The 17,856-nt window shown below is 71.2% G+C and carries 13 protein-coding genes; 7 read left to right on the top strand and 6 right to left on the bottom strand.

Translation table 11 applies throughout. The annotated features are described in order from the left end of the window. A partial coding sequence (locus ABZS69_RS18470; protein ID WP_355373395.1) for an ATP-binding protein occupies window positions 1-1,471 on the top strand: 1,471 nt, incomplete at its 5' end. On the opposite strand, the gene ABZS69_RS18465 is transcribed toward ABZS69_RS18470, so the two are convergent. After that, the gene (locus tag ABZS69_RS18465) at window positions 1,428-2,378 is read right to left on the bottom strand and encodes a hypothetical protein (protein ID WP_355373392.1); all 951 of its coding nucleotides are present in this window, start codon (window positions 2,376-2,378) and stop codon (window positions 1,428-1,430) included. The genes ABZS69_RS18470 and ABZS69_RS18465 overlap by 44 nt on opposite strands. Before the next feature lie 137 nt (window positions 2,379-2,515). Here ABZS69_RS18465 and ABZS69_RS18460 point away from each other — a divergent pair, with 137 nt between their 5' ends. After that, on the top strand, window positions 2,516-2,779 hold the full coding sequence (locus ABZS69_RS18460) for a hypothetical protein (protein WP_355373389.1): 264 nt from the start codon (window positions 2,516-2,518) through the stop codon (window positions 2,777-2,779). 4 nt (window positions 2,780-2,783) lie between these two features. Here ABZS69_RS18460 and ABZS69_RS18455 read toward each other — a convergent pair whose 3' ends face one another. After that, window positions 2,784-3,032, bottom strand: coding sequence for a hypothetical protein (locus ABZS69_RS18455; RefSeq protein ID WP_355373386.1), 249 nt, complete (start codon window positions 3,030-3,032; stop codon window positions 2,784-2,786). Between the two features lie 622 nt (window positions 3,033-3,654). On the opposite strand from ABZS69_RS18455, the gene ABZS69_RS18450 reads away from it, so the two are divergent. Further along, window positions 3,655-3,936: a tyrosine-type recombinase/integrase gene (locus ABZS69_RS18450; protein WP_355373383.1), complete on the top strand. Its 282-nt coding sequence runs from the start codon at window positions 3,655-3,657 to the stop codon at window positions 3,934-3,936. Between the two features lie 75 nt (window positions 3,937-4,011). Here the strand turns inward: ABZS69_RS18450 and ABZS69_RS18445 are convergent, their stop codons facing one another. Together ABZS69_RS18445 and ABZS69_RS18440 are read right to left on the bottom strand one after the other, a co-directional pair. After that, window positions 4,012-5,151 carry an acyl-CoA dehydrogenase family protein gene (locus tag ABZS69_RS18445; protein ID WP_355373380.1) on the bottom strand — a complete coding sequence of 380 codons (1,140 nt, stop codon included), beginning with the start codon at window positions 5,149-5,151 and terminating at the stop codon, window positions 4,012-4,014. Beyond that, window positions 5,148-8,495 (bottom strand): indolepyruvate ferredoxin oxidoreductase family protein, encoded by a 3,348-nt coding sequence (locus ABZS69_RS18440; RefSeq protein WP_355373377.1) that lies wholly within the window; start codon window positions 8,493-8,495, stop codon window positions 5,148-5,150. Before ABZS69_RS18440 ends, ABZS69_RS18445 begins: the two co-directional genes overlap by 4 nt. 156 nt (window positions 8,496-8,651) lie before the next feature. Here ABZS69_RS18440 and ABZS69_RS18435 point away from each other — a divergent pair, with 156 nt between their 5' ends. Beyond that, window positions 8,652-9,110, top strand: coding sequence for an Lrp/AsnC family transcriptional regulator (locus ABZS69_RS18435; RefSeq protein WP_355373374.1), 459 nt, complete (start codon window positions 8,652-8,654; stop codon window positions 9,108-9,110). A gap of 3 nt (window positions 9,111-9,113) precedes the next feature. Here the strand turns inward: ABZS69_RS18435 and ABZS69_RS18430 are convergent, their stop codons facing one another. Continuing rightward, window positions 9,114-10,277, bottom strand: a complete 1,164-nt coding sequence (locus tag ABZS69_RS18430; RefSeq protein WP_355373371.1) for a hypothetical protein — start codon at window positions 10,275-10,277, stop codon at window positions 9,114-9,116. Between the two features lie 184 nt (window positions 10,278-10,461). Here ABZS69_RS18430 and ABZS69_RS18425 point away from each other — a divergent pair, with 184 nt between their 5' ends. After that, window positions 10,462-11,196: a class I SAM-dependent methyltransferase gene (locus ABZS69_RS18425; RefSeq protein ID WP_355373368.1), complete on the top strand. Its 735-nt coding sequence runs from the start codon at window positions 10,462-10,464 to the stop codon at window positions 11,194-11,196. On the opposite strand, the gene ABZS69_RS18420 is transcribed toward ABZS69_RS18425, so the two are convergent. After that, window positions 11,190-11,843: a nucleoside monophosphate kinase gene (locus tag ABZS69_RS18420; RefSeq protein ID WP_355373365.1), complete on the bottom strand. Its 654-nt coding sequence runs from the start codon at window positions 11,841-11,843 to the stop codon at window positions 11,190-11,192. The two genes, ABZS69_RS18425 and ABZS69_RS18420, sit on opposite strands and share 7 nt — an antisense overlap. 307 nt (window positions 11,844-12,150) lie before the next feature. Between ABZS69_RS18420 and ABZS69_RS18415 the strand changes: the two genes are divergently transcribed. Together ABZS69_RS18415 and ABZS69_RS18410 are read left to right on the top strand one after the other, a co-directional pair. Further along, window positions 12,151-13,395, top strand: a complete 1,245-nt coding sequence (locus ABZS69_RS18415) for a C39 family peptidase (protein WP_355373363.1) — start codon at window positions 12,151-12,153, stop codon at window positions 13,393-13,395. 146 nt (window positions 13,396-13,541) lie between these two features. Then, complete coding sequence (locus tag ABZS69_RS18410) at window positions 13,542-17,846, top strand: hypothetical protein (RefSeq protein WP_355373360.1); 4,305 nt, start codon at window positions 13,542-13,544, stop codon at window positions 17,844-17,846. Window positions 17,847-17,856 lie beyond the last annotated feature (10 nt).

Raw genomic sequence — 17,856 nt, 5'->3', positions numbered from 1 at the left:
TCGCTTCCGACGTCACCATCTGGACCGCTCAGGCATCGCGAGCACACGCAGCCCTCACCCGAGACTCCTCACCCGACTTCTAAAACAGGCCCTAGCCGCACGAGGGCCAGATGGTCAGCGGCCGAGTGCGGCCGCCCGGCGGGTGGCGCTGCTGCGGATGGTCTGCTCTCAGCTTCCGCTCGCCGATGTGCTGCCGTCGGCGCGTCCGGACGGCGGCCGCTGGCAGATCGCGTGGGTCATGGATTTGCTCGGGGTGTTTGCGGCCGACGCGGCAATCGACATCCTGATGCATGACACATCCGGCTTACCGGCGGCGTTGGGCGTGGCCATGCGGCAGCTCTTCGACGGTGACGAACGGCTGCGCGAGCTCACGGCGGACAGCCTGGCGCGCTGGCGGACGGATCTTCGACGGATCATGGATTTCCGCGCTCAGGTGATGGCGGAACTCACCGACGAGCCAGAAGTGGCTAGCGTGTTGTACGCCGCCTTGCTGCTCTACTCCGCATACGGGATGGAAGACTTCGACGCGAGCCAGATCGAGGAAATGATCAATGCTCTCGTCGATCCAGCCAATATCTCCGAGGCGGGGGTTCGCCTGTTCCCTGATCTGCCCCGAGTCCTGGAACATGCCGTTTCGACCAGGTTGCTGACGTCGGAGGGAGGCTCTTTTAGCCTACTGCCCGGTGGTTTGCCGCGCCTGCTGACCGGTGACACCGCGGCCACGGAGTCGGCAGCCCGCAAAGCCGTGCAGGAACTGACCGACCAGCGTGCCCGGCTCGCCGACCGACTCATGCTGCGTGCCGTCCAGGAGGCGATCGACCATCTGGAGACGAACTCGTTCATGGCATTCCGCAGCATGGTCACGTCGTTGGAGGACTATCGGCACACCCTTCCTGACGAGCTCGGCGACCTGGTGACAGAGGTCATCTCCCAGTTCCGGCAGTTCGACACGTATCACCAGGTCGCGATCGACGATGCCAAGGAGCAAGTGACCAAACCGGACAGGTTCGATGTGGCGGTCCTGCTTGTGGAGATAGCCCAGAAACGCGAGACAAGACATCTGAGGATCGTCGTGGAGGAGCGCGAACCGCAGTCGCATCCTGTGGTCGCCAGTCGACTGCTCGTCAGCATGGCCATCGACAACCTACTGAGCAACGCTCGGCGGGCGATCATGGAGGCGGACGCTGCCGGGGGCACGGTTCTTCTGCGCGTGGGGGCATCGAACGGGAACACCATCATCGATGTGGAGGACTCCGGGCCTGGACTACCCGATGAGGTACGCGAACAGATTCTGCGCGGGGAGCCAGCCAGCCTCCGGCCGGGCGGCGGCCGGGGCCTGCCGGACGCCAAAACTTTGCTGGGTTACTACGGCGGGACCGTCCAGGCGATGCCGGAGGCGTCCAGCTTGGGCGGCGCCTACTTCCGAATCAGCCTTCCTTCCGCTTCAACAGATCACTCACCACATTCCTGATGTCGTCGAAGCCACCGCGCTTGGATTTGTTGTAGACATCAGCCAACCGATAGTCCCGGACAAAGGTGGCGAACGACCCTGTGGGCGGGCTCACCGACATCAGGAGCACGGGGATATCGTAATGATCACGAAGATGGGTGAGCACCCGCAGTCCCTGCTCGTCTTCCCCATCGGCGGTGAGGTGGAAGTCCACCAGCGCCACATCGATGTGGAGTCGGCCACCACCGCCGATCAGGTCCGACCATGCGGTCAGAGAAGTGACGACCGTGCTTTCGTAGTCAGGCCGCAGCAGATCCTTGAGGGTTGGTCCGATCTGGTCGTCCACAATGAGCACCTTCGGCCGTGGCAGCTGTGACCATGAATGGTGGTACGTACGGACCACGGTGTCCGTGGGGAACAGCTCCAGGAACTGGTCCAGGCTGGTCAGCCGGTCGCGTTCCGCGGTGTTCAACGCCGAGATCGCCTGGAGCAGCGTGTCGCGGGCGCGGAAGGTCTCATTCCATGTCGACAAGGGCAGATCGTGTCCCAGCTTTCGCGGATCTTGCCGCCAGAGGGCCAGCAATTTATCGATCTCGGTCACGCTACGAACGTTGGAGACTGTGTCCAGAAATATGCATGCATCAATATCGCTGCGTGCCAGTCCGAGGTGGTAGACCCCATCCTCCAGATTCACCTTTATTCCTGTCCGGCGGATGGCGCTCATCGCGGTGTTCAGCGAGGTCAAATCCAGCGACGTGTTCCAGAGCAGCTCGGACAACAGGCGCGCAGGCACGGGATTCCGAGAAAGGGCGAGCTTGCAGACGAGTGCGGCGTTCTTACCTGACAGCCCGACCCGCCGACCAGAGTCGGCGAAGAACTCCACCGACCCAAGAATATTCAGGCGATTGACCAGACCACTGACAGTCACGACGGCACATTACAAGAGGATCCGGACACCTGCCTGTAATTTCCGTGAATCCTGACTGAGCGACTGCGGTGCTGCGCCATGGAACTTCAGTGACGGGTACCTGCCGGACTTCAGAACCCAAGCCGCATCCTGACCGCATGAGACGAGCAGCCCGAGCCGGGGTCCAGGTCATCGCCCCTACGTCCACATTCCTCATCGCGTTCTTGAGCAGTCTGCCGCCGTGGGCGGTGATGCTGCTCCTCGCTGGCCTCTGGGCCGCGACTTCCGTGATTCCACGGGTGCTGGACTGGATGATCCAGCGGGACCGTGACACGCGCTTCGCCGACAACTCCGAGGCCGTACGCCGGGACTTGCTCAAGCTTTACACCATTGATCATCGGTCACGCGAAGTGGAGAAATGACCTGTCAGTGGTCGAGATGCGGTGCCTCCGACGACAGCTCGACGTCGTCCATCCCGCTGCGATGGAGCCGCCTGGCGCGAACGCGGCCAAACCACGCGGTCGCGCTGCGCTGCGTCACGGACTCATCCACCAGCCCGTCCTTAAGCGCCGCTTCGCTGCAGCGCGACCTCGATGGCATGCCGAAAAGCGCCCATCCTTGTTCGAGCCCTTCGGCCCACTCCCACTCATGGCGATCTGCTCCGAATTCGGCCACCGCAGGCGGGCGAGCCAGCGCCTCAGCGATCTGGAGGTAGAAGACACGGCATCCGCAACCCCTGTGGTCTCGACATGGTGAGCATTGAAGATGTTCCAGATCTCCACCCACTCGGCGATCCTGGTTGAACGGCTCCAGCCGCGTAGCCGAGCTCCCTGCGGGAAACACCGCCCGATTGGCGACAGCCATCCGTGAGGTCACCACCAGCGCGGCCGCCCGTCCCATGCCCACCCGCCCCCTGTTCCGCCTGCTCCCGATGATCGGAGCCGCCTGCGAGCTGCGGCAGGGTGAGCTGTTCGGCCTCGCCCTGGAGGACGTCGACTTCGAGGAGCGCGTGCTCCGCATACGCCGTCAGATCAAGAAGCTGGGCAGCGATCACGCCTACGCCCTGCCGAAGAACGACCGGGAACGGGTCATCCCGCTCCCCGGCTGGGCGGGCCGAGGCCGTCAAGCGGCACGTCTCGGCCTATCCCCCGCTGATCTGCTCGCTGCCCTGGGAGAAGCTGGACGGCAAGCCACGCACGCACAATCTGCTGTTCCGAGACGAGTGCGGGCTTCCAGACGGTCTCGCTGTAGGTCCGGGACCTGATGTAGCGGTCGTCGGTCCAGCGGGCAAGCCAGCGTGATCCCGGCCCCGGGCAAGGACTCCCGCCAGCGAAGGCGCTACACCACCTCCCGCAAGGAGGGGCTGCACCAGCTCCGGCACTACTACGCCAGCGTCATGCTGGCCGGCGGCGTCTCGGTCAGGGAACTCGCCGAGTACCTCGGCCACGCCGACCCAGGCTTCACCCTCCGCGTCTACGCCCACATGATGCCCGGCTCCCACGGCCGCGCCCGCAAGGCGATCGACGACCAGCCGTGCCGTCCGCGCGAGGTCTCTCACGGAACAGGGACGGAACAGTGATCATCTAGGGCCCGTTCCCAAGCCGAAGAACCCCGCCTCCCAGCACAGGGAAGCAGGGTTTCCGCATGTCAGAGGCTACTTAGCCAAGTGCCGGCTGATGACCAGGCGCTGGATCTGGTTGGTGCCCTCGAAGATCTGCATGATCTTGGCCTCGCGCATGTAGCGCTCCACCCGGAACTCCCGCGTATACCCATACCCCCCGAACACCTGCACCGCATCCGTCGTGACCTTCATCGCCGTGTCCGTCGCGACCAGCTTCGCGATGCTGGCCTGCGTGCTGTACGGCAGGCCCGCGTCCCGGCGGCGGGCCGCGGCGAGGTAGGTGGCCCGTGCGCTCTCCACCCCCGCCGCCATGTCCGCCAGCAGGAAGCCGAGCCCCTGGTGGTCGATGATCCGCTTGCCGAACGTCTGGCGTTCCTTCGCGTACGCGACGGCCTCGTCGAGCGCGGCCTGGGCGAGGCCGGTGGCGCAGGCGGCGATGCCGAGCCGTCCGGAGTCGAGCGCGCTGAAGGCGATCTGCAGCCCCTGGCCTTCCTCGCCGATCAGCCGGTCCTCCTCGAGGATCGCCCCGTCCCAGTGGGCGCTGGTGGTCGGTACGGCGTGCAGCCCCATCTTCTCCTCGGGCCGTCCGAACGTCAGCCCGTCAGCGGCCCCCGGCGCGAGGAAGCAGGAGATGCCCCGCGAGCCCTCCCCCGTCCGGACGAACAGCGCGTAGAAGTCTGCGAGCCCGCCGTGGGTGATCCACGCCTTGTTGCCGGTGATCCGGTAGCCGGTCTCGACGCGCTCCGCCTTGCAGGTCAGGGCCCCGGCGTCGGACCCGGCCTGGGGCTCCGACAGGCTGTAGCCGCCGATCAGGCGCCCGGCCAGCATGTCGGGCAGCCACCGTTCGCGCTGCGCCGGGGTGCCGTAGGCGGCGACGGGGAAGCAGGAGAGCGTGTGCACGCTGGTGGCGACGGCGACGGCCGCCCACCGCATCGCCAGTTCCTCGATCACCTGCAGGTAGACCTCGTACGGCTGCCCGCCACCGCCGAGCTCCTCCGGGTACGCGAGCCCGAGCAGCCCCGCCGCCCCCAGCGTGGCGAACAGCCCCTCCGGGTACGTCTCGGCGCGCTCGTGCTCGTCGACCCGGCGCGCGAGCTCCTTGTCGGCGATCTCGCGGGTCAGCTCGATGAGATCCCTGGCATCCTGGTCGGGCAGGAGCCGGTCAACGGTCACGATCCCTCCTGGCTCATAACGGGCTCGTCCAGCCGGGCGAGCGCGGCCTTGGCGCGGTCGCGGAACTCGGCGACCCGGGCGAGCTTGATGTCCTCGTACCCTCGGACCAGGTCGGGCAGGCCCGCGAGCTCGGCGACCGTGCCGGCGCTGCCGGGGGTGAGCTTGGCCAGCGCGGTCCGCATGAGGTCGCGGTACTCGATCACCAGCTCGCGCTCGACCTTCCGTACGTGGGCGAGGCCGAAGACGTCGAACGTCGTCCCGCGCAGCACCCTGGCGGCCCGCAGCCCGCGGAACAGGATCCCGGCGGAACGGCGTACCTTGATCTTACGCTTGAGCCCCATCGCCCGAAACAGCGGAGGGTGCAGCAGCACCGACACGACCGCGTCCGGGCCGTACTCGCGCTCCCTGCGCTCCTTCTCCACGGGGTCGAGGTGCAGGCGGGCGACCTCGTACTCGTCCTTGTAGGCCATGAGCTTGTGCAGGGCGCGGGCGTACGCGAGCCCGATCAGGGCGCCGGCCTCCTCGCCCGCCCGCTCGACCGCGACGGCCGTCACCTGCCGCACGTCCTCCTCGTACGTACGGGCGTAGGCGGCGTTCTGGTAGCCGGTCAGGTCGGCGACGCGGGTGGCCAGCACCTCGTCCAACCCCTCGGGGACCGTGACCTCAGGAGAAGCGGACTCGACCACGCTCGCGCGGCCCCAGCGGAAGGCGGCGAGGTTCTGCTCGACGGCGGCCCCGTTGAGCGTGATGGCCCGCTCGATGGCGGCGGCGGAGACCGGCAGGCAGCCGTGCTGGTAGGCGGCTCCGAGGAGGAGCAGGTTCACCGGCATGTGGTCGCCGAACAGGGTCTCCGACAGCCCCTGGGCGTCCATGCACTCGACGCGCCTGGTGGCGGACTCGACGCGGGCGACCGCGTCCGCGTGCCCCGGCACGGCCGCGCGGCCGGTGACCATGGCGGCGGTCGGGACGACGGCGGTGTTCAGGATGGCGACGGTGCGTTCCGGCGAGGCCACGGCCAGGTTCGGCTCGGCCGCCGCGCCCAGCAGGTCGAACCCGATCAGCACGTCCACGCTCCCCGGCGTGGCCCGCACGGAGCCGTCCAGGGGCCGGGCCGAGATCCGCACGTCGCTGACCACGGGCCCGCCCTTCTGCGCCAGCCCGGTCTGCTCCAGCCCGGCCGCGTGCAGCCCGTCGAGGTGGGCGGCCATCTGCAGGATCTGCGAGACGGTGACGACCCCGGTGCCGCCGATGCCGGGCATCCGGATCAGGGCCTCGCCGGGCCTGCTCGCGGGCTCCGGCGCCTCGGGGGGCGGCGGCGCCTGGCGCCGGCGCACGGTGCCCGGCTCCACCAGCAGGAACGACGGGCAGTCGCCCTTGAGACAGCTCAGATCGGAGTTGCAGGAGGCCTGGTGGATGCGGGTCTTGCGGCCGTACTCGGTCTCGACCGGCTGCACGGACAGGCACGTCGACGCCTCGCCGCAGTCGCCGCAGCCCTCGCAGACCCGCTCGTTGATCACGACCTTCTCGGTGGGCACGGGCAGCTTGCCGCGCTTGCGCAGCCGCCGCTCCTCGGCCGCGCACCGGTCGTCGTGGATCAGCACGGTCACGCCGTCGAGCGCGGCCAGCTCCCGCTCCACCTCGGGCAGGTCGTCGCGGTGCCGCACCGACGCGATCCCCGCCAGCCGCACGCCCCGGTACGTCTCCGGCTCCGGCGAGGTGACCACGATCCGGCGCACGCCTTCGACGGCCAGCTCGTGCGTCAGCGCGGGCACGTCGAGCCGGCCCTCGGCGCGCTGGCCGCCGGTCATGGCCACGGCGTCGTTGTAGAGCAGCTTGTACGTCATCGTCACCCCGGCGGCGACGGCGGCCCTGATCGCCAGGGAGCCGGAGTGGTGGAAGGTGCCGTCGCCGAGGTTCTGGACGAAGTGCCGGTCCTCGGTGAACGGCGCCAGCCCGATCCATTGCGCGCCCTCGCCGCCCATCTGCGTGATGCCCACCTGGGTGCCGCGGCCGTGCCCGTCCAGGGCGATCATGGCGTGGCAGCCGATGCCGACGCCGACCAGCGTGCCGTCGGCGGTGCGGGTGGAGGTGTTGTGGGGGCAGCCGGAGCAGAAGTACGGGGTGCGCGCGGCCACCAAGGGCAGCATGCGCCTCGGCCGGACCCTCTCGCGCGGGGCGAGCTCGATGCCCAGGCAGGCGGCGACCGCCTTGGCCACGTCCTCGGCGCCCAAGGTGCCGCGCGCGGTCAGCAGCTCCCGGCCCACGACCGCCGGCACGCGCTCCCGCCCGTACAGGGCCTGCTTGAGCTGCCCCTCCAGGAACGGCACCTTGTCCTCGACCACCAGCACCTTGTCCAGGTCGGCGGTCATGGCGGCCAGGTCGTCGTACGCGAGCGGGAACGGCATCCCGAGCCTGATCAGCCGGATCCCGCGCGCGTCCAGGGCCGCCTCGTCCAGGCCGAGGTCGGCGAGGGCGCGCAGGACCACCGCGTACGTGGTGCCGGAGGCCAGGATGCCCAGGGCGGTGTTGCCGGCGCCCGACATCACCCGGTTGAGGCCGTGCGCGCGGGCGTACTCGCGGGCCAGGTCGAGGCGACGGGTGAGCAGGTCGTGCTCGGCGTCCAGCGCGGCGGGGCCGAGCAGGATGGGGGCGGCGCCGCGATCCTTCTTGTCGGGCATCGGGATGCCGTCGCGCAGCGGGCCGAGGTCCACCGTGGCGGACGCGTCGGCGATGTCCGCGACGATCTTCAGCCCGGCCCAGAGCCCGGTGGCGCGCGACAGGGCCACCGCGTGCAGCCCGAACTCGACGATCTCCGCGACCGAGCCGGGCGCGAGCAGCGGCATGGACAGGCTCTGGCACATGGGCTCGCACGAGCTGGGCAGCGTGGAGGACTTGCAGCCGGGGTCGTCGCCGATCCAGGCCACCGCGCCGCCGAGGGGCGCCGTGCCGGCCGTGTTGGCGTGCCGGATGGCGTCGGCGGCGCGGTCGAGGCCGGGGTTCTTGCCGTACCAGAAGCCGGTGACGCCGTCGTGCCGCCGGCCCGGCACCTGGTCGAGCAGCTGGGTGCCGGCCACGGCCGTGGCGGCCAGCTCCTCGTTCAGGCCCGCCTGGAAGACCACGCCGGCCGGGTCCAGGAAGCGCGCCGCCCGCTTCATCTCCAGGTCCACGCCGCCCAGCGGCGAGCCCTGATAGCCGGTGACGAACACGCGCGTGTCCAACCCGCGCTCCTCGTCCAGCCGGCGCTGCTCCAGCGTCAGGCGCACCAGGGCCTGGATGCCGGAGATGAGCACCCGGCCGTCGGGCGCCGTGTACTTGTCGTCGAGCGACACTGCTGGCTCGCTCACGCTCGAACCTCCTGGCCTCGTACTTGTGTGCCAAGCACAGCAACGCGGGCATGATATGCGCAAGTATTAGATGAGAAAGTGCCCGGAAGACGCAAACTATGTGAACGCTTGGGCTTGCCGGCTGATGTTCTTTGCGCCTGACGAAGGGGTTCTCGCATGCCTGATGTGGACGACATCGATCATCACGTCCTGCGGCTGCTGCGGGAGGACGGGCGCAGGACGTTCTCGGAGATGGCCGAGCTGGTGGGGCTGTCGGTCGCGGCGGTGAAGCGGCGGGTCGACCGGCTCAGGGAGCTCGGGGTGATCACGGGGTTCACGGTGCAGATCGACTACGCCAAGCTCGGGTGGGGCATCGAAGCGTTCACGGAGCTACGTTATCCGGGCACGACCCCCGTGAGCGAGATAGTCCGCACCGCCACGGACGTGCCCGAGGTGCAGGCGGTGTTCACGATCGCGGGCGACCCCGACGCCCTGATCCACGTACGGGTACGCGACCTCGGGCATCTGCAGCAGGTCATCGACCGGCTCCGGCGGGCGGGTGACGTGACCGGGACCAAGACGCTGCTGGTGCTCGGCTCGTGGACCCGCGACGCGCTGTCCTCCCGCACTCGCTGAACCTCACCGTCCCTTGCCGGCCGGAGCGCGGGGGGCTTCCTCCTGCTTTTGTTCGCGGCGGGAGAAGTGCCGTACGAGCAGGCTGATCGCCAGGAGCACGGACAGGCCCAGGCCGAGCAGCCAGCCCGACGCGCCGGCCAGGGGCAGGTCGTCGCCCGCCGGCTCCGGCACCTCGCCGCCGGACTCCGGCCGGGGCTCGCGGCGGGCGGGTCCCCCTGGGACCCCCACCTGGTATCCGCCCTCGTGGAGCCCTTCCGGGTACGGCACCTCGCCGGGCCGGACCTTCTCGCCGGAAGCCGGCTGACCGGGGCTGGGCAGGACCAGGCCCTGGTCGGAGCCGGGCGGGAACGAACCCTCGCCGGGCGGGGGCGGAACGTAGCCCTCACCGGGGACGGGCTGCGCGGGCCCGGCGTCGTCGCCCGCCGTGGGGCCCGGAGCGGGGCCCGCCTCCGCCGTGGCGGACGGCACCGGATCGGCCGTGGGCCCGGGGTCCGGGTCCTTCGGGGGGTCGGGGCTCGGCGTCGGCCGCGGAGCCGGGACCGGCTCGGGTACGGCGGAGGCGCAGGCGCCCCCGGGACCCTCCACCGGCGCGTCCTCCGAAGCACCTGTGGCGGGTACGCAGTCGTCGACCGCGCCGCCGTCCGGGCCCGCGGCCTCCGGACGGCCCCGGACCAGCGCCCGGGTCGGGCTGATCATCCGCGTCGAGCCGCCGCCCATCCCCCAGGCGGAGACCTCGACGCGGTTGAGGACGTGCGCGCCCTCCGGGAGCTCCGGGTCGATCGTGACCGGGATCTCGTAGCTCACGCTCCGCCCCGCGGGGAGCGTCAGCCCCGGCCCGCCGCAGGCGATGGCGCCGCCGCGCCTGATGAGGGAGCAGTCGTCGGGGACCGGCCCCGGGATCGCGTTGCGGTCCAGCGTGTCGATGACCGTCACGTTCTCGGCGGGCCGGGCTCCGGCGTTCGTGACGGTCACCGAGTAGACCGACTCCCCGCCGATGACCATCGGCTCGGGGCTGACGGTCCCGGTGATCCGCAGATCCGGGTCCCGGAACGCGCGGGGCGCGGCCGGGACGGCGCCGGACGCCGCCGGCGAGCCGGACCCGTACGCTCCGGTCCACCCGCCCAAGGCGACGAGCGCGATGACCGCCGCGATCCCGGGCATGCCCATGTCCGTCCTCCCGCGCCGTGCCGCTTGACCAGGGATGATCCTCCTCTCACCGGCCCCGCTCCCGGGGCGGCCCGACCGGAACCATGCGCCGCCGTGGCCAACCCTTTGCCCGGCCGCGCGGGAGGTGTTCCGCGCTCGACGAACACCCGCCCCTCAGCGGATCGAGGCGCGTAGCGTCATGGACATGCCCGGTGCCGCGCGCTACGACGAGATCGCCGACTTCTACGCCACCGGCTGGGCCGACGTGCTCGGCGACCCGGCCTCCTTACGCCTGCTCGACCTGCTGGGGCCAGTCGCGGGCGCGCAGGTGCTGGAGCTCGCCTGCGGCCACGGCCGGGTCAGCCGCGAGCTCGCCCGCCGGGGCGCCGCCGTCGTCGGCGTGGACGTCTCACAGGCTCTGGTCGCGAAGGCGAGAGCCGCCGAGGAGGACGCGCCGCTGGGCATCCGCTACCTGCACGCGGACGCCGCCCGGTCCGACGCCGGAGAGCTGCGCGACCTTCCCCCGTTCGACGCGGTGGTCTGCAATTTCGGCCTCTCCGACATCGACGACCTCGAAGGCGCGGTCGCGACCGCCGCCCGCGCGTTGCGTCCCGGCGGCGTCTTCGCCTGCTCGATCCTGCACCCGTGCTTCCCCGGCGGCCAGAGCGTGTCCGGCTCCTGGCCGGAGAGCGCGGGTTACCACTCCGAGGGCTGGTGGCGCGCCGACGGGGAGCTTTCTTCGCTACGCCGCCAGGTGGGCGCCAACCACCGCACGCTCTCGACGTACGTCAACACCTTCCGCCGCCACGGTCTGTGGGTGGACGAGCTCGCCGAGCCCGAGCCGGCTCCCGCGTGGGTCGCGAAGCGACCGGACGCGGCGAGGTTCCCCGTGTTCCTCGTCATGAGGTGCGTCAAAGGCGGGCCCCTGGTCCCTCACTGAGCAGGGGTGTAGGGCGGGAGGTTGAAGCGGGTGCGGATGGTCTGCTGGACCGTCGTCTTGTCCGCGCGGGCGTCGATGGTCATCACGTACTCCTTGCCCCGGAAGAGCTCCACCACCGGATCGATCTTGCTGTGGTAGTCGCGCAGGCGTCTGGCCAGGGCGTCCGGGGTGTCGTCGGCGCGGGAGACCAGCTCGCCGCCGCACACGTCGCACCGGCCCTCCTCCGACGGGCGGTGGGCGATCAGGTTGTAGTCCATGCCGCACCGTGAGCACAGGCGGCGGGCCAGGACGCGGCGGCGCACCTCCTCGTCCGGGAGGTCCAGGTGGATCACGCCGTCGATGTCGTAGCTCTCCAGGAAGAACTCCGCCTGGCGGCGGCTGCGGGGGAAGCCGTCGATGACGAATCCGTAGTTCCAGTCGTGCTGCTGGAGCCGGTCCCTGACCACGGTCTCCACCAGGTCGTCCCCGACCAGTTCGCCGGCCGCGACCAGGCGGCGGACCTGGGCGCCCAGCTTGGTGTGGTGTTTGACGTGCCAGCGGAAGATGTCGCCGACGCTGATGTGCACGAGGTCGAGGTCGTCGGCGAGCAGGGTGCTCTGGGTGCCCTTGCCGCTGCCCTGGACGCCCAGGATCACGTATTTGCGCATACGTCCCAGGTTCCCACCGTCAGCACGGTCTGCCCGCCAGGTCACGTTCGGGAAGGTGTGTGGTGCGGCGGGCACCCGGAGCTCACCGCACCACACACTGGACTGCCAGTTTGCGGAAATGCCCGAAATATGTCAACGAATCATGGAAAGGTTTCGGAATCTGAGATTCCCGAGATCTGCCATCGCCTGCCATTACTTGGGGAAATACTTACCGAAACCTTTCGGAACTCATGAAACTTGCGCAGCGGGAGTTGATACGTAGATTTCCGGATGCTTCACACAGCGGTTGTGCCAGAAGGTGGGGTTCATGCGCGCGCTGACCGTGTTCCTGTCCGGTCTCATCCTGGCCACGACGCTCTCGGCCCCCGCCGGGGCGAAACCGCTCGCCCTCACGTCCGACGTCGTCTTCCAACGGGCCGACTTCGCCTCCGGCACCAACGAGGGCACGACGCCCGGCGGCGGCCTGTCGTTCGGCACGGCCGCCGGCACCGTCTCCTACACCGACGCGCTCGGCACCAGGACCTGGGAGTACGCCCGCTGGACCGGCCCCGAGCAGGCCATCGGGTTCGAGGCCACCCAGCTGGTCGCGTCCTGGACCGCCGACGTCCCCCCGGGCAGCTGGATGCAGGTCGAGGCGCGGGCCAGGAACGCCGAGGGGCTGACCAAGTGGTTCTCGCTCGGCCGCTGGGCGTACGCGGAAGGCGACATCCGCCGCACCTCCGTGCCGGGACAGGGGGACGCCGACGCGAGCGTCGCGACCGACACGCTGGTCGCGGCGGCGGGCAAGCCCATCAGCGCCTACCAGCTGCGCCTGACCCTCTACCGCGCGCCCGGCTCCACGGTCACGCCGCGCGTGCGCACGTCCGGTGTCATGGCCTCCAACGTGCCCGAGCGCAAGACCGTGCCGGTCAGCCCGGGCGGCGGCGCCTGGGGCATGGAGCTCGACGTGCCGCGCCGCTCCCAGAACATCCACCAGGGCCACTACCCCGAATGGGACGGCGGCGGCGAGGCCTGGTGCAGCCCGACCTCGACCACCATGGTCCTCGGCTACTGGGGCAGGTGGCCGAGCGCGCAGGACACCTCCTGGGTCGACCCCTCCGACCCCAATCCCGAGGTCGACTACGCCGCCCGCTACACCTACGACCACGCCTACCAGGGCGCCGGCAACTGGCCGTTCAACACCGCCTACGCCGGACGGTACGGGATGGACGGGTTCGTCACGCGGCTGCGCTCGCTGACCGAGCTGGAGCTGCTGATCAAGGCGGGCATCCCGGTCATCACGTCGCAGTCGTTCAAGAAGGGCGAGCTGCCCGGCGCCGGGTACGGCACCAACGGGCACCTCATGGCGATCGTGGGCTTCACCTCGACGGGCGACGTGATCGCCAACGATCCGGCGTCGTCCGGCAACGCCGCCGTGCGGCACGTCTATCCTCGGGCGGCCTTCGAGAACGTGTGGCTGCGGAGCTCCAGCAGCGGCGGCGTCGCGTACATCATCCACCCGCCCGGCCACGCGCTCCCCGCCACGACGCCGGGGCTGCCCGCCAACTGGTGATCCCCGGCCCGATCCGGGATCTCGACGGCGGGCCGGAAAGGTGCGTACCCTAGCAACCGGGAGTTGTCGGGGGATCACGAGGCGCGCTTGGGGTGGCGCCTCTCAGCACGTGCCGCCCATCGACCTTCCACGCCGTGGAGCGCCGGATGACCGAGGACGAATCTGCGACAATCGAGCGCTCGCGCCCGCGCTGGAACGGTCCACCCCTGCTGTTGTCGTCCGAGGGCGCCCGCGTGCTGGTGGCGGGCACGGGGCGGCATCTGCCCGAGTCGCGGCTGCCCGAGGTGCCCGCCGTGCCGGCGACGGTCGCGGAGATCGGACGGTGCCTGGTCGAGCGCGGCGGGCTGGCCCCCGCCCACCTGACCGTGCGGCTCGACCCGGGCACCCCCGCCGAGCTGGGGCTGGCGCTGGACCGGCTGGCCCGGGAGGCGACGTCGGTCCTGATGTTCTACTACGTCGGCCACGGCCTGGTCAGCCCGGACAACGAGCTGCACCTGGCCACCCGCGCCACCGTGGACCTCGCCCAGGGCGTCCCCGGCTACCAGGCGCTGCCGTACGGCATCGTGCGCCGGATCCTGTCCGCGTCGCGGGCCGAGCTCGTCGTCGTGGTCCTCGACTGCTGCTTCGCCGGCCGCGCCCACGGGGCGTCCTCGCAGGCGGTGGAGCGGGTGTTCGACTCGATGTGGCAGGGCGCGTACCTGCTCACGTCGTCGAGCAGGGAGGAGAACTCGTGGGCGCTGCCCGGCGTCCGGCACACGGCGTTCAGCGGCGCGCTGATGAGGCTGCTGCGGGAGGGCGACCCGGCGGGGCCTTCGGTGTTCACGCTGGACCACGTCTACCACAGCCTCGCCCGCAGGCTCCCCGACGCCGGTTTCCCCCGGCCCCGCCGCCAGGCCACCGACCTGGGCGATCGCCGCGCGTTCGCGCCCAACCCGGCCTACGTGGCCCCGCGCTCCCTGCCGGTCCCGCCGGTCGCGGAGGCCGGTGACGAGGTCAGCCCGTACCGGGGACTGGCGGTGTACGGGCCCGAGGACGCTGAGGTGTTCTTCGGGCGGCAGGAGCTGACCAGGACGCTGGTGGCCAGGGTGCGGGAGACGTTCAGGAGCGGGCGCCCGCTGATCGTGACCGGCCCTTCGGGGGCGGGGAAGTCGTCGGTGCTGCGGGCCGGGCTGATCCCGGCGCTGCGGCACGAGGTGGCGGAGGAGCTGTCGTGCGTCGTACTGGCCCCGGGAGCCGATCCGCCGGCGGAGCTGGCCCGCAGGCTGGCCCCGGGGGCCCGGCGATTGCTGCTGGTGGTGGACCAGTTCGAGGAGGTCTTCACCGCCTGTCCTGATGAGCCGGCCAGGCGGCGCTTCATCGAGGAGCTGGTGGCGCTGTCCAGGTCGGCGGCCGTGGTGGTCTCCGTCCGGGCCGACTTCTTCGGGCACTGCGCGTCGTACCCGGGGCTGCTGGAGGCGATGCAGCGGCCCGCGATCGTCGGGCCCATGACCGTGACGCAACTGCGCGCGGCGATCGAGGGGCCGGCCGCGCGGGCGGGGCTCTCGCTGGAGCCGGGGCTCACCGACCTGCTGCTCGAAGACGTCGGGGCCGGGGGCGTGGAGCACTCGGGCGGCGTGCTGCCGCTGCTCTCCCACGCGCTGCTGGCCACCTGGCAGCGCCGTACGCAGGGGACGCTGACGATGGCCGCGTACCGGGCCTCGGGCGGCATCGCGCGGGCGCTGGCGACGAGCGCCGAGGAGACCCTGCGGCGGCTCGGCGCGGACGTGCAGCCGATCGCGCGGGACCTGCTGGTACGGCTGGTGCACCTCGACGAGCAGACCGACGACACGAGGAGGCGGGTGGCCCTGGCCGACCTGGCTCCCGGGGGCGTCCCGCGGCAGGTCCTCGACGAGTTCGTGCGCACGCGGCTCCTCACGGTGAACGAGGACGAGGCGGAGATCGCCCACGAGGCCCTCATCCGCGCCTGGCCCAGGCTCCGGAACTGGATCGACGCCAACCGGGTCGGCCTGCTGGTCCGCCAGCGCCTGGCCGAGGACGCGGACACGTGGCAGCGGCACGGCAAGGACCCGGCGTACCTGTACGCGGACAGCCGCCTGGCGGCGGCGCAGGAGGCCGTGCGGGCGACCCGGGCGCCGCAGGCCGCCGGGGAGGGCGGCTGGGGCGGCGGGCTCTCGGCGACCGAGCGGGAGTTCCTCGACGCGGCGCGGCGGCGGCGCAGGCGACGGACCTGGGTCGTCCGCCAGGTGATCGCCGCCCTCACGGTCCTCCTCCTCGCCGCCGTGACGGCCGGCGTCCTGGCCCTGCGGCAGACCGGCGAGGTGACCAGGCAGCGTGACCAGGCCGTCTCCACACAGGTGGCCGACTCCGCCAACGGCGCCGCCGACGCCTCGCTCGGCGCCCAGCTCTCCCTGGTCTCCTACCGCATCGCCGACACCCCGGAATCCCGCGGCGCGCTGCTCGGCACCCTCGCGCACCCGGTCGGCGCCCGCCTGATCGGACACCGGGGCCCGGTCGAGTGGGTGTCCTACCGCCCAGACGGCCGACTGATCGCCACCGCCTCCAGCGACGCCACCGCCCGGCTCTGGAACGTCTCCGACCTCGCCCGCCCCAAGGCCGTGAGCGAGCTCAGGGGCCACACCGCGAGCCTGGTGAGAGCGGTGTTCAGCCCGGACGGGCGCGTGCTCGCGACCGCGTCCGTGGACCGGACCGCCCGGCTCTGGGACGTCTCCGACCCGGCCAGGCCCCGCGCCCTGGCCACGCTCACGGGCCACACGAACAAGGTGAGCTCGGTCGCGTTCAGCCCCAAGGGCGGCTTCCTGGCCACCGCCTCCTACGACGGCACGATCCGGCTGTGGAATATCGCCGACCCCCGCCGACCGGCGCAGATCGCCCTCCTGCGGCAGAAGTACGTGCTCAACGACGTGGCCTTCAGCCCCGACGGGCGGCTGCTGGCCACCGGGGCGGGCGACGGGAGCACCACGGTCTGGGACGTGCTGGACCCGGCGCACCCCGGCAGCCCGACGGTGCTGAACGCGCCGGACAAAGGCGGCACCTGGAGCGTGACCTTCGACCCCGGCGGCCGCCACCTCGCCACCGCTTCCACCACCGGCACGATCTACCTCTGGGACGTCACCGCGGCCGAGCGCGTCGGCACCGCGCAGGGACGGGGAGACTTCGTGTACGACGTCACGTTCAGCCCCGACGGCAACCTGCTGGCCGGCGCCGCCACCGACGCCTCCGTCACCCTGTGGGACGTCTCGACCCCGGCCGCGCCACGGCGCACGGCCACCCTGACCGGGTTCGCGAACACGGTGACCGCGGCCGCCTTCAGCCCCGACGGCCGCACGCTCGCCACGTCGTCGGCGGACGGCATGGCCAGGCTGTGGAACGTCTCCGACCCCGCCCGCGTCTCCTACCGCGCCCGCCTCGACGAGCACACCGGCCCCATCAACGCGCTCTCGATCTCCCCGGACGGCCGCGTCCTGGCCACGGCCTCCGGCGACAGGACCGTCAGGCTCTGGGACATCTCCGACCCGGGCCTGGCCAGGCCGCTGTCCACGCTGTCCGGCCACACCGGCGTGGTCTATTCGGTGCGGTTCAGCGCGGACGGCCGCCTCCTCGCCAGCGGCGCCGCCGACCAGACGGCCAAGCTGTGGGACGTCTCCCGGCCGGCCGCCCCGAAGCTCGTGGCGACGCTCAAGAAGCACGTGAACGTCGTGGAGTCGGCGGCCTTCAGCCCCGACGGGCGGACGGTGGTGACGACGTCGCGGGACGGCCGGACGTACCTGTGGGACCTGGCCGACCCCCGGGCGCCCAAGATGGTCTCCTCGCCCGGCGACGCCGACAACTGGCTGAACGCCTCCATGTTCAGCCCCGACGGCCGCATGCTCGCGATCGGCTCGGGGACCGGGGCCATCCGGCTCTGGGACGTGTCCAAGCCCGCCGCCCCGCGCCTGCTGGCCGACTACTCCGCGCACACCAACAGCGTGCTGGGCCTGACGTACAGCAGGGACGGCAGGACGCTGGCCTCGGCGGGCTCCGACGGGACGGCCCGGCTCTGGGACCTGTCCCGTCCCGAGCGCCCGGCGCAGGTGGCGGTCCTGCTGGGCCACACGGCCGCCGTGACCAGCGTGTCCTTCACCGCCGATGGGCGCCGGCTGGCCACCGGGGCGCGCGACGGCACCATCCGGATCTGGAACCTCGCCGACCGGGCCCGGCCGGCCACGTGGGCCGTGCTCGCCGGGTCCGACTGGGTCAACGGCGTGGCGTTCACGCCGGACGGGAACGTGCTGGCCAGCGTGTCGGGCAACGGAACGGCGCAGCTCTGGAGCCTGGACGTGGCGCAGGCCAGGCAGCACGTCTGCGAGGTGTCCGGCATGGCGATCACCCGGAGCGAGTGGGCCCAGTACGTGCCCGGCTTCCCGTACGCCCCGCCCTGCCAGGCGGGATGATGCCGCCGGA

The organism is Nonomuraea sp. NPDC005650 (assembly GCF_040605375.1).
In the GTDB taxonomy this organism is placed as follows: domain Bacteria; phylum Actinomycetota; class Actinomycetes; order Streptosporangiales; family Streptosporangiaceae; genus Nonomuraea.
The sequence above is the reverse complement of the archived record's forward strand: the minus strand, read 5'-3'. Positions and strand labels throughout refer to the sequence as shown.

Bases quoted from the DNA above. Each gene is read 5' to 3' on its own strand.
- ABZS69_RS18430 (WP_355373371.1), bottom strand. From the start codon at position 10,277: ATGGGCATGCCCGGGATCGCGGCGGTCATCGCGCTCGTCGCCTTGGGC.
- ABZS69_RS18460 (WP_355373389.1), top strand. From the start codon at position 2,516: ATGAGACGAGCAGCCCGAGCCGGGGTCCAGGTCATCGCCCCTACGTCC.
- ABZS69_RS18415 (WP_355373363.1), top strand. From the start codon at position 12,151: ATGCGCGCGCTGACCGTGTTCCTGTCCGGTCTCATCCTGGCCACGACG.
- ABZS69_RS18410 (WP_355373360.1), top strand. From the start codon at position 13,542: ATGACCGAGGACGAATCTGCGACAATCGAGCGCTCGCGCCCGCGCTGG.
- ABZS69_RS18435 (WP_355373374.1), top strand. From the start codon at position 8,652: ATGCCTGATGTGGACGACATCGATCATCACGTCCTGCGGCTGCTGCGG.
- ABZS69_RS18425 (WP_355373368.1), top strand. From the start codon at position 10,462: ATGCCCGGTGCCGCGCGCTACGACGAGATCGCCGACTTCTACGCCACC.
- ABZS69_RS18420 (WP_355373365.1), bottom strand. From the start codon at position 11,843: ATGCGCAAATACGTGATCCTGGGCGTCCAGGGCAGCGGCAAGGGCACC.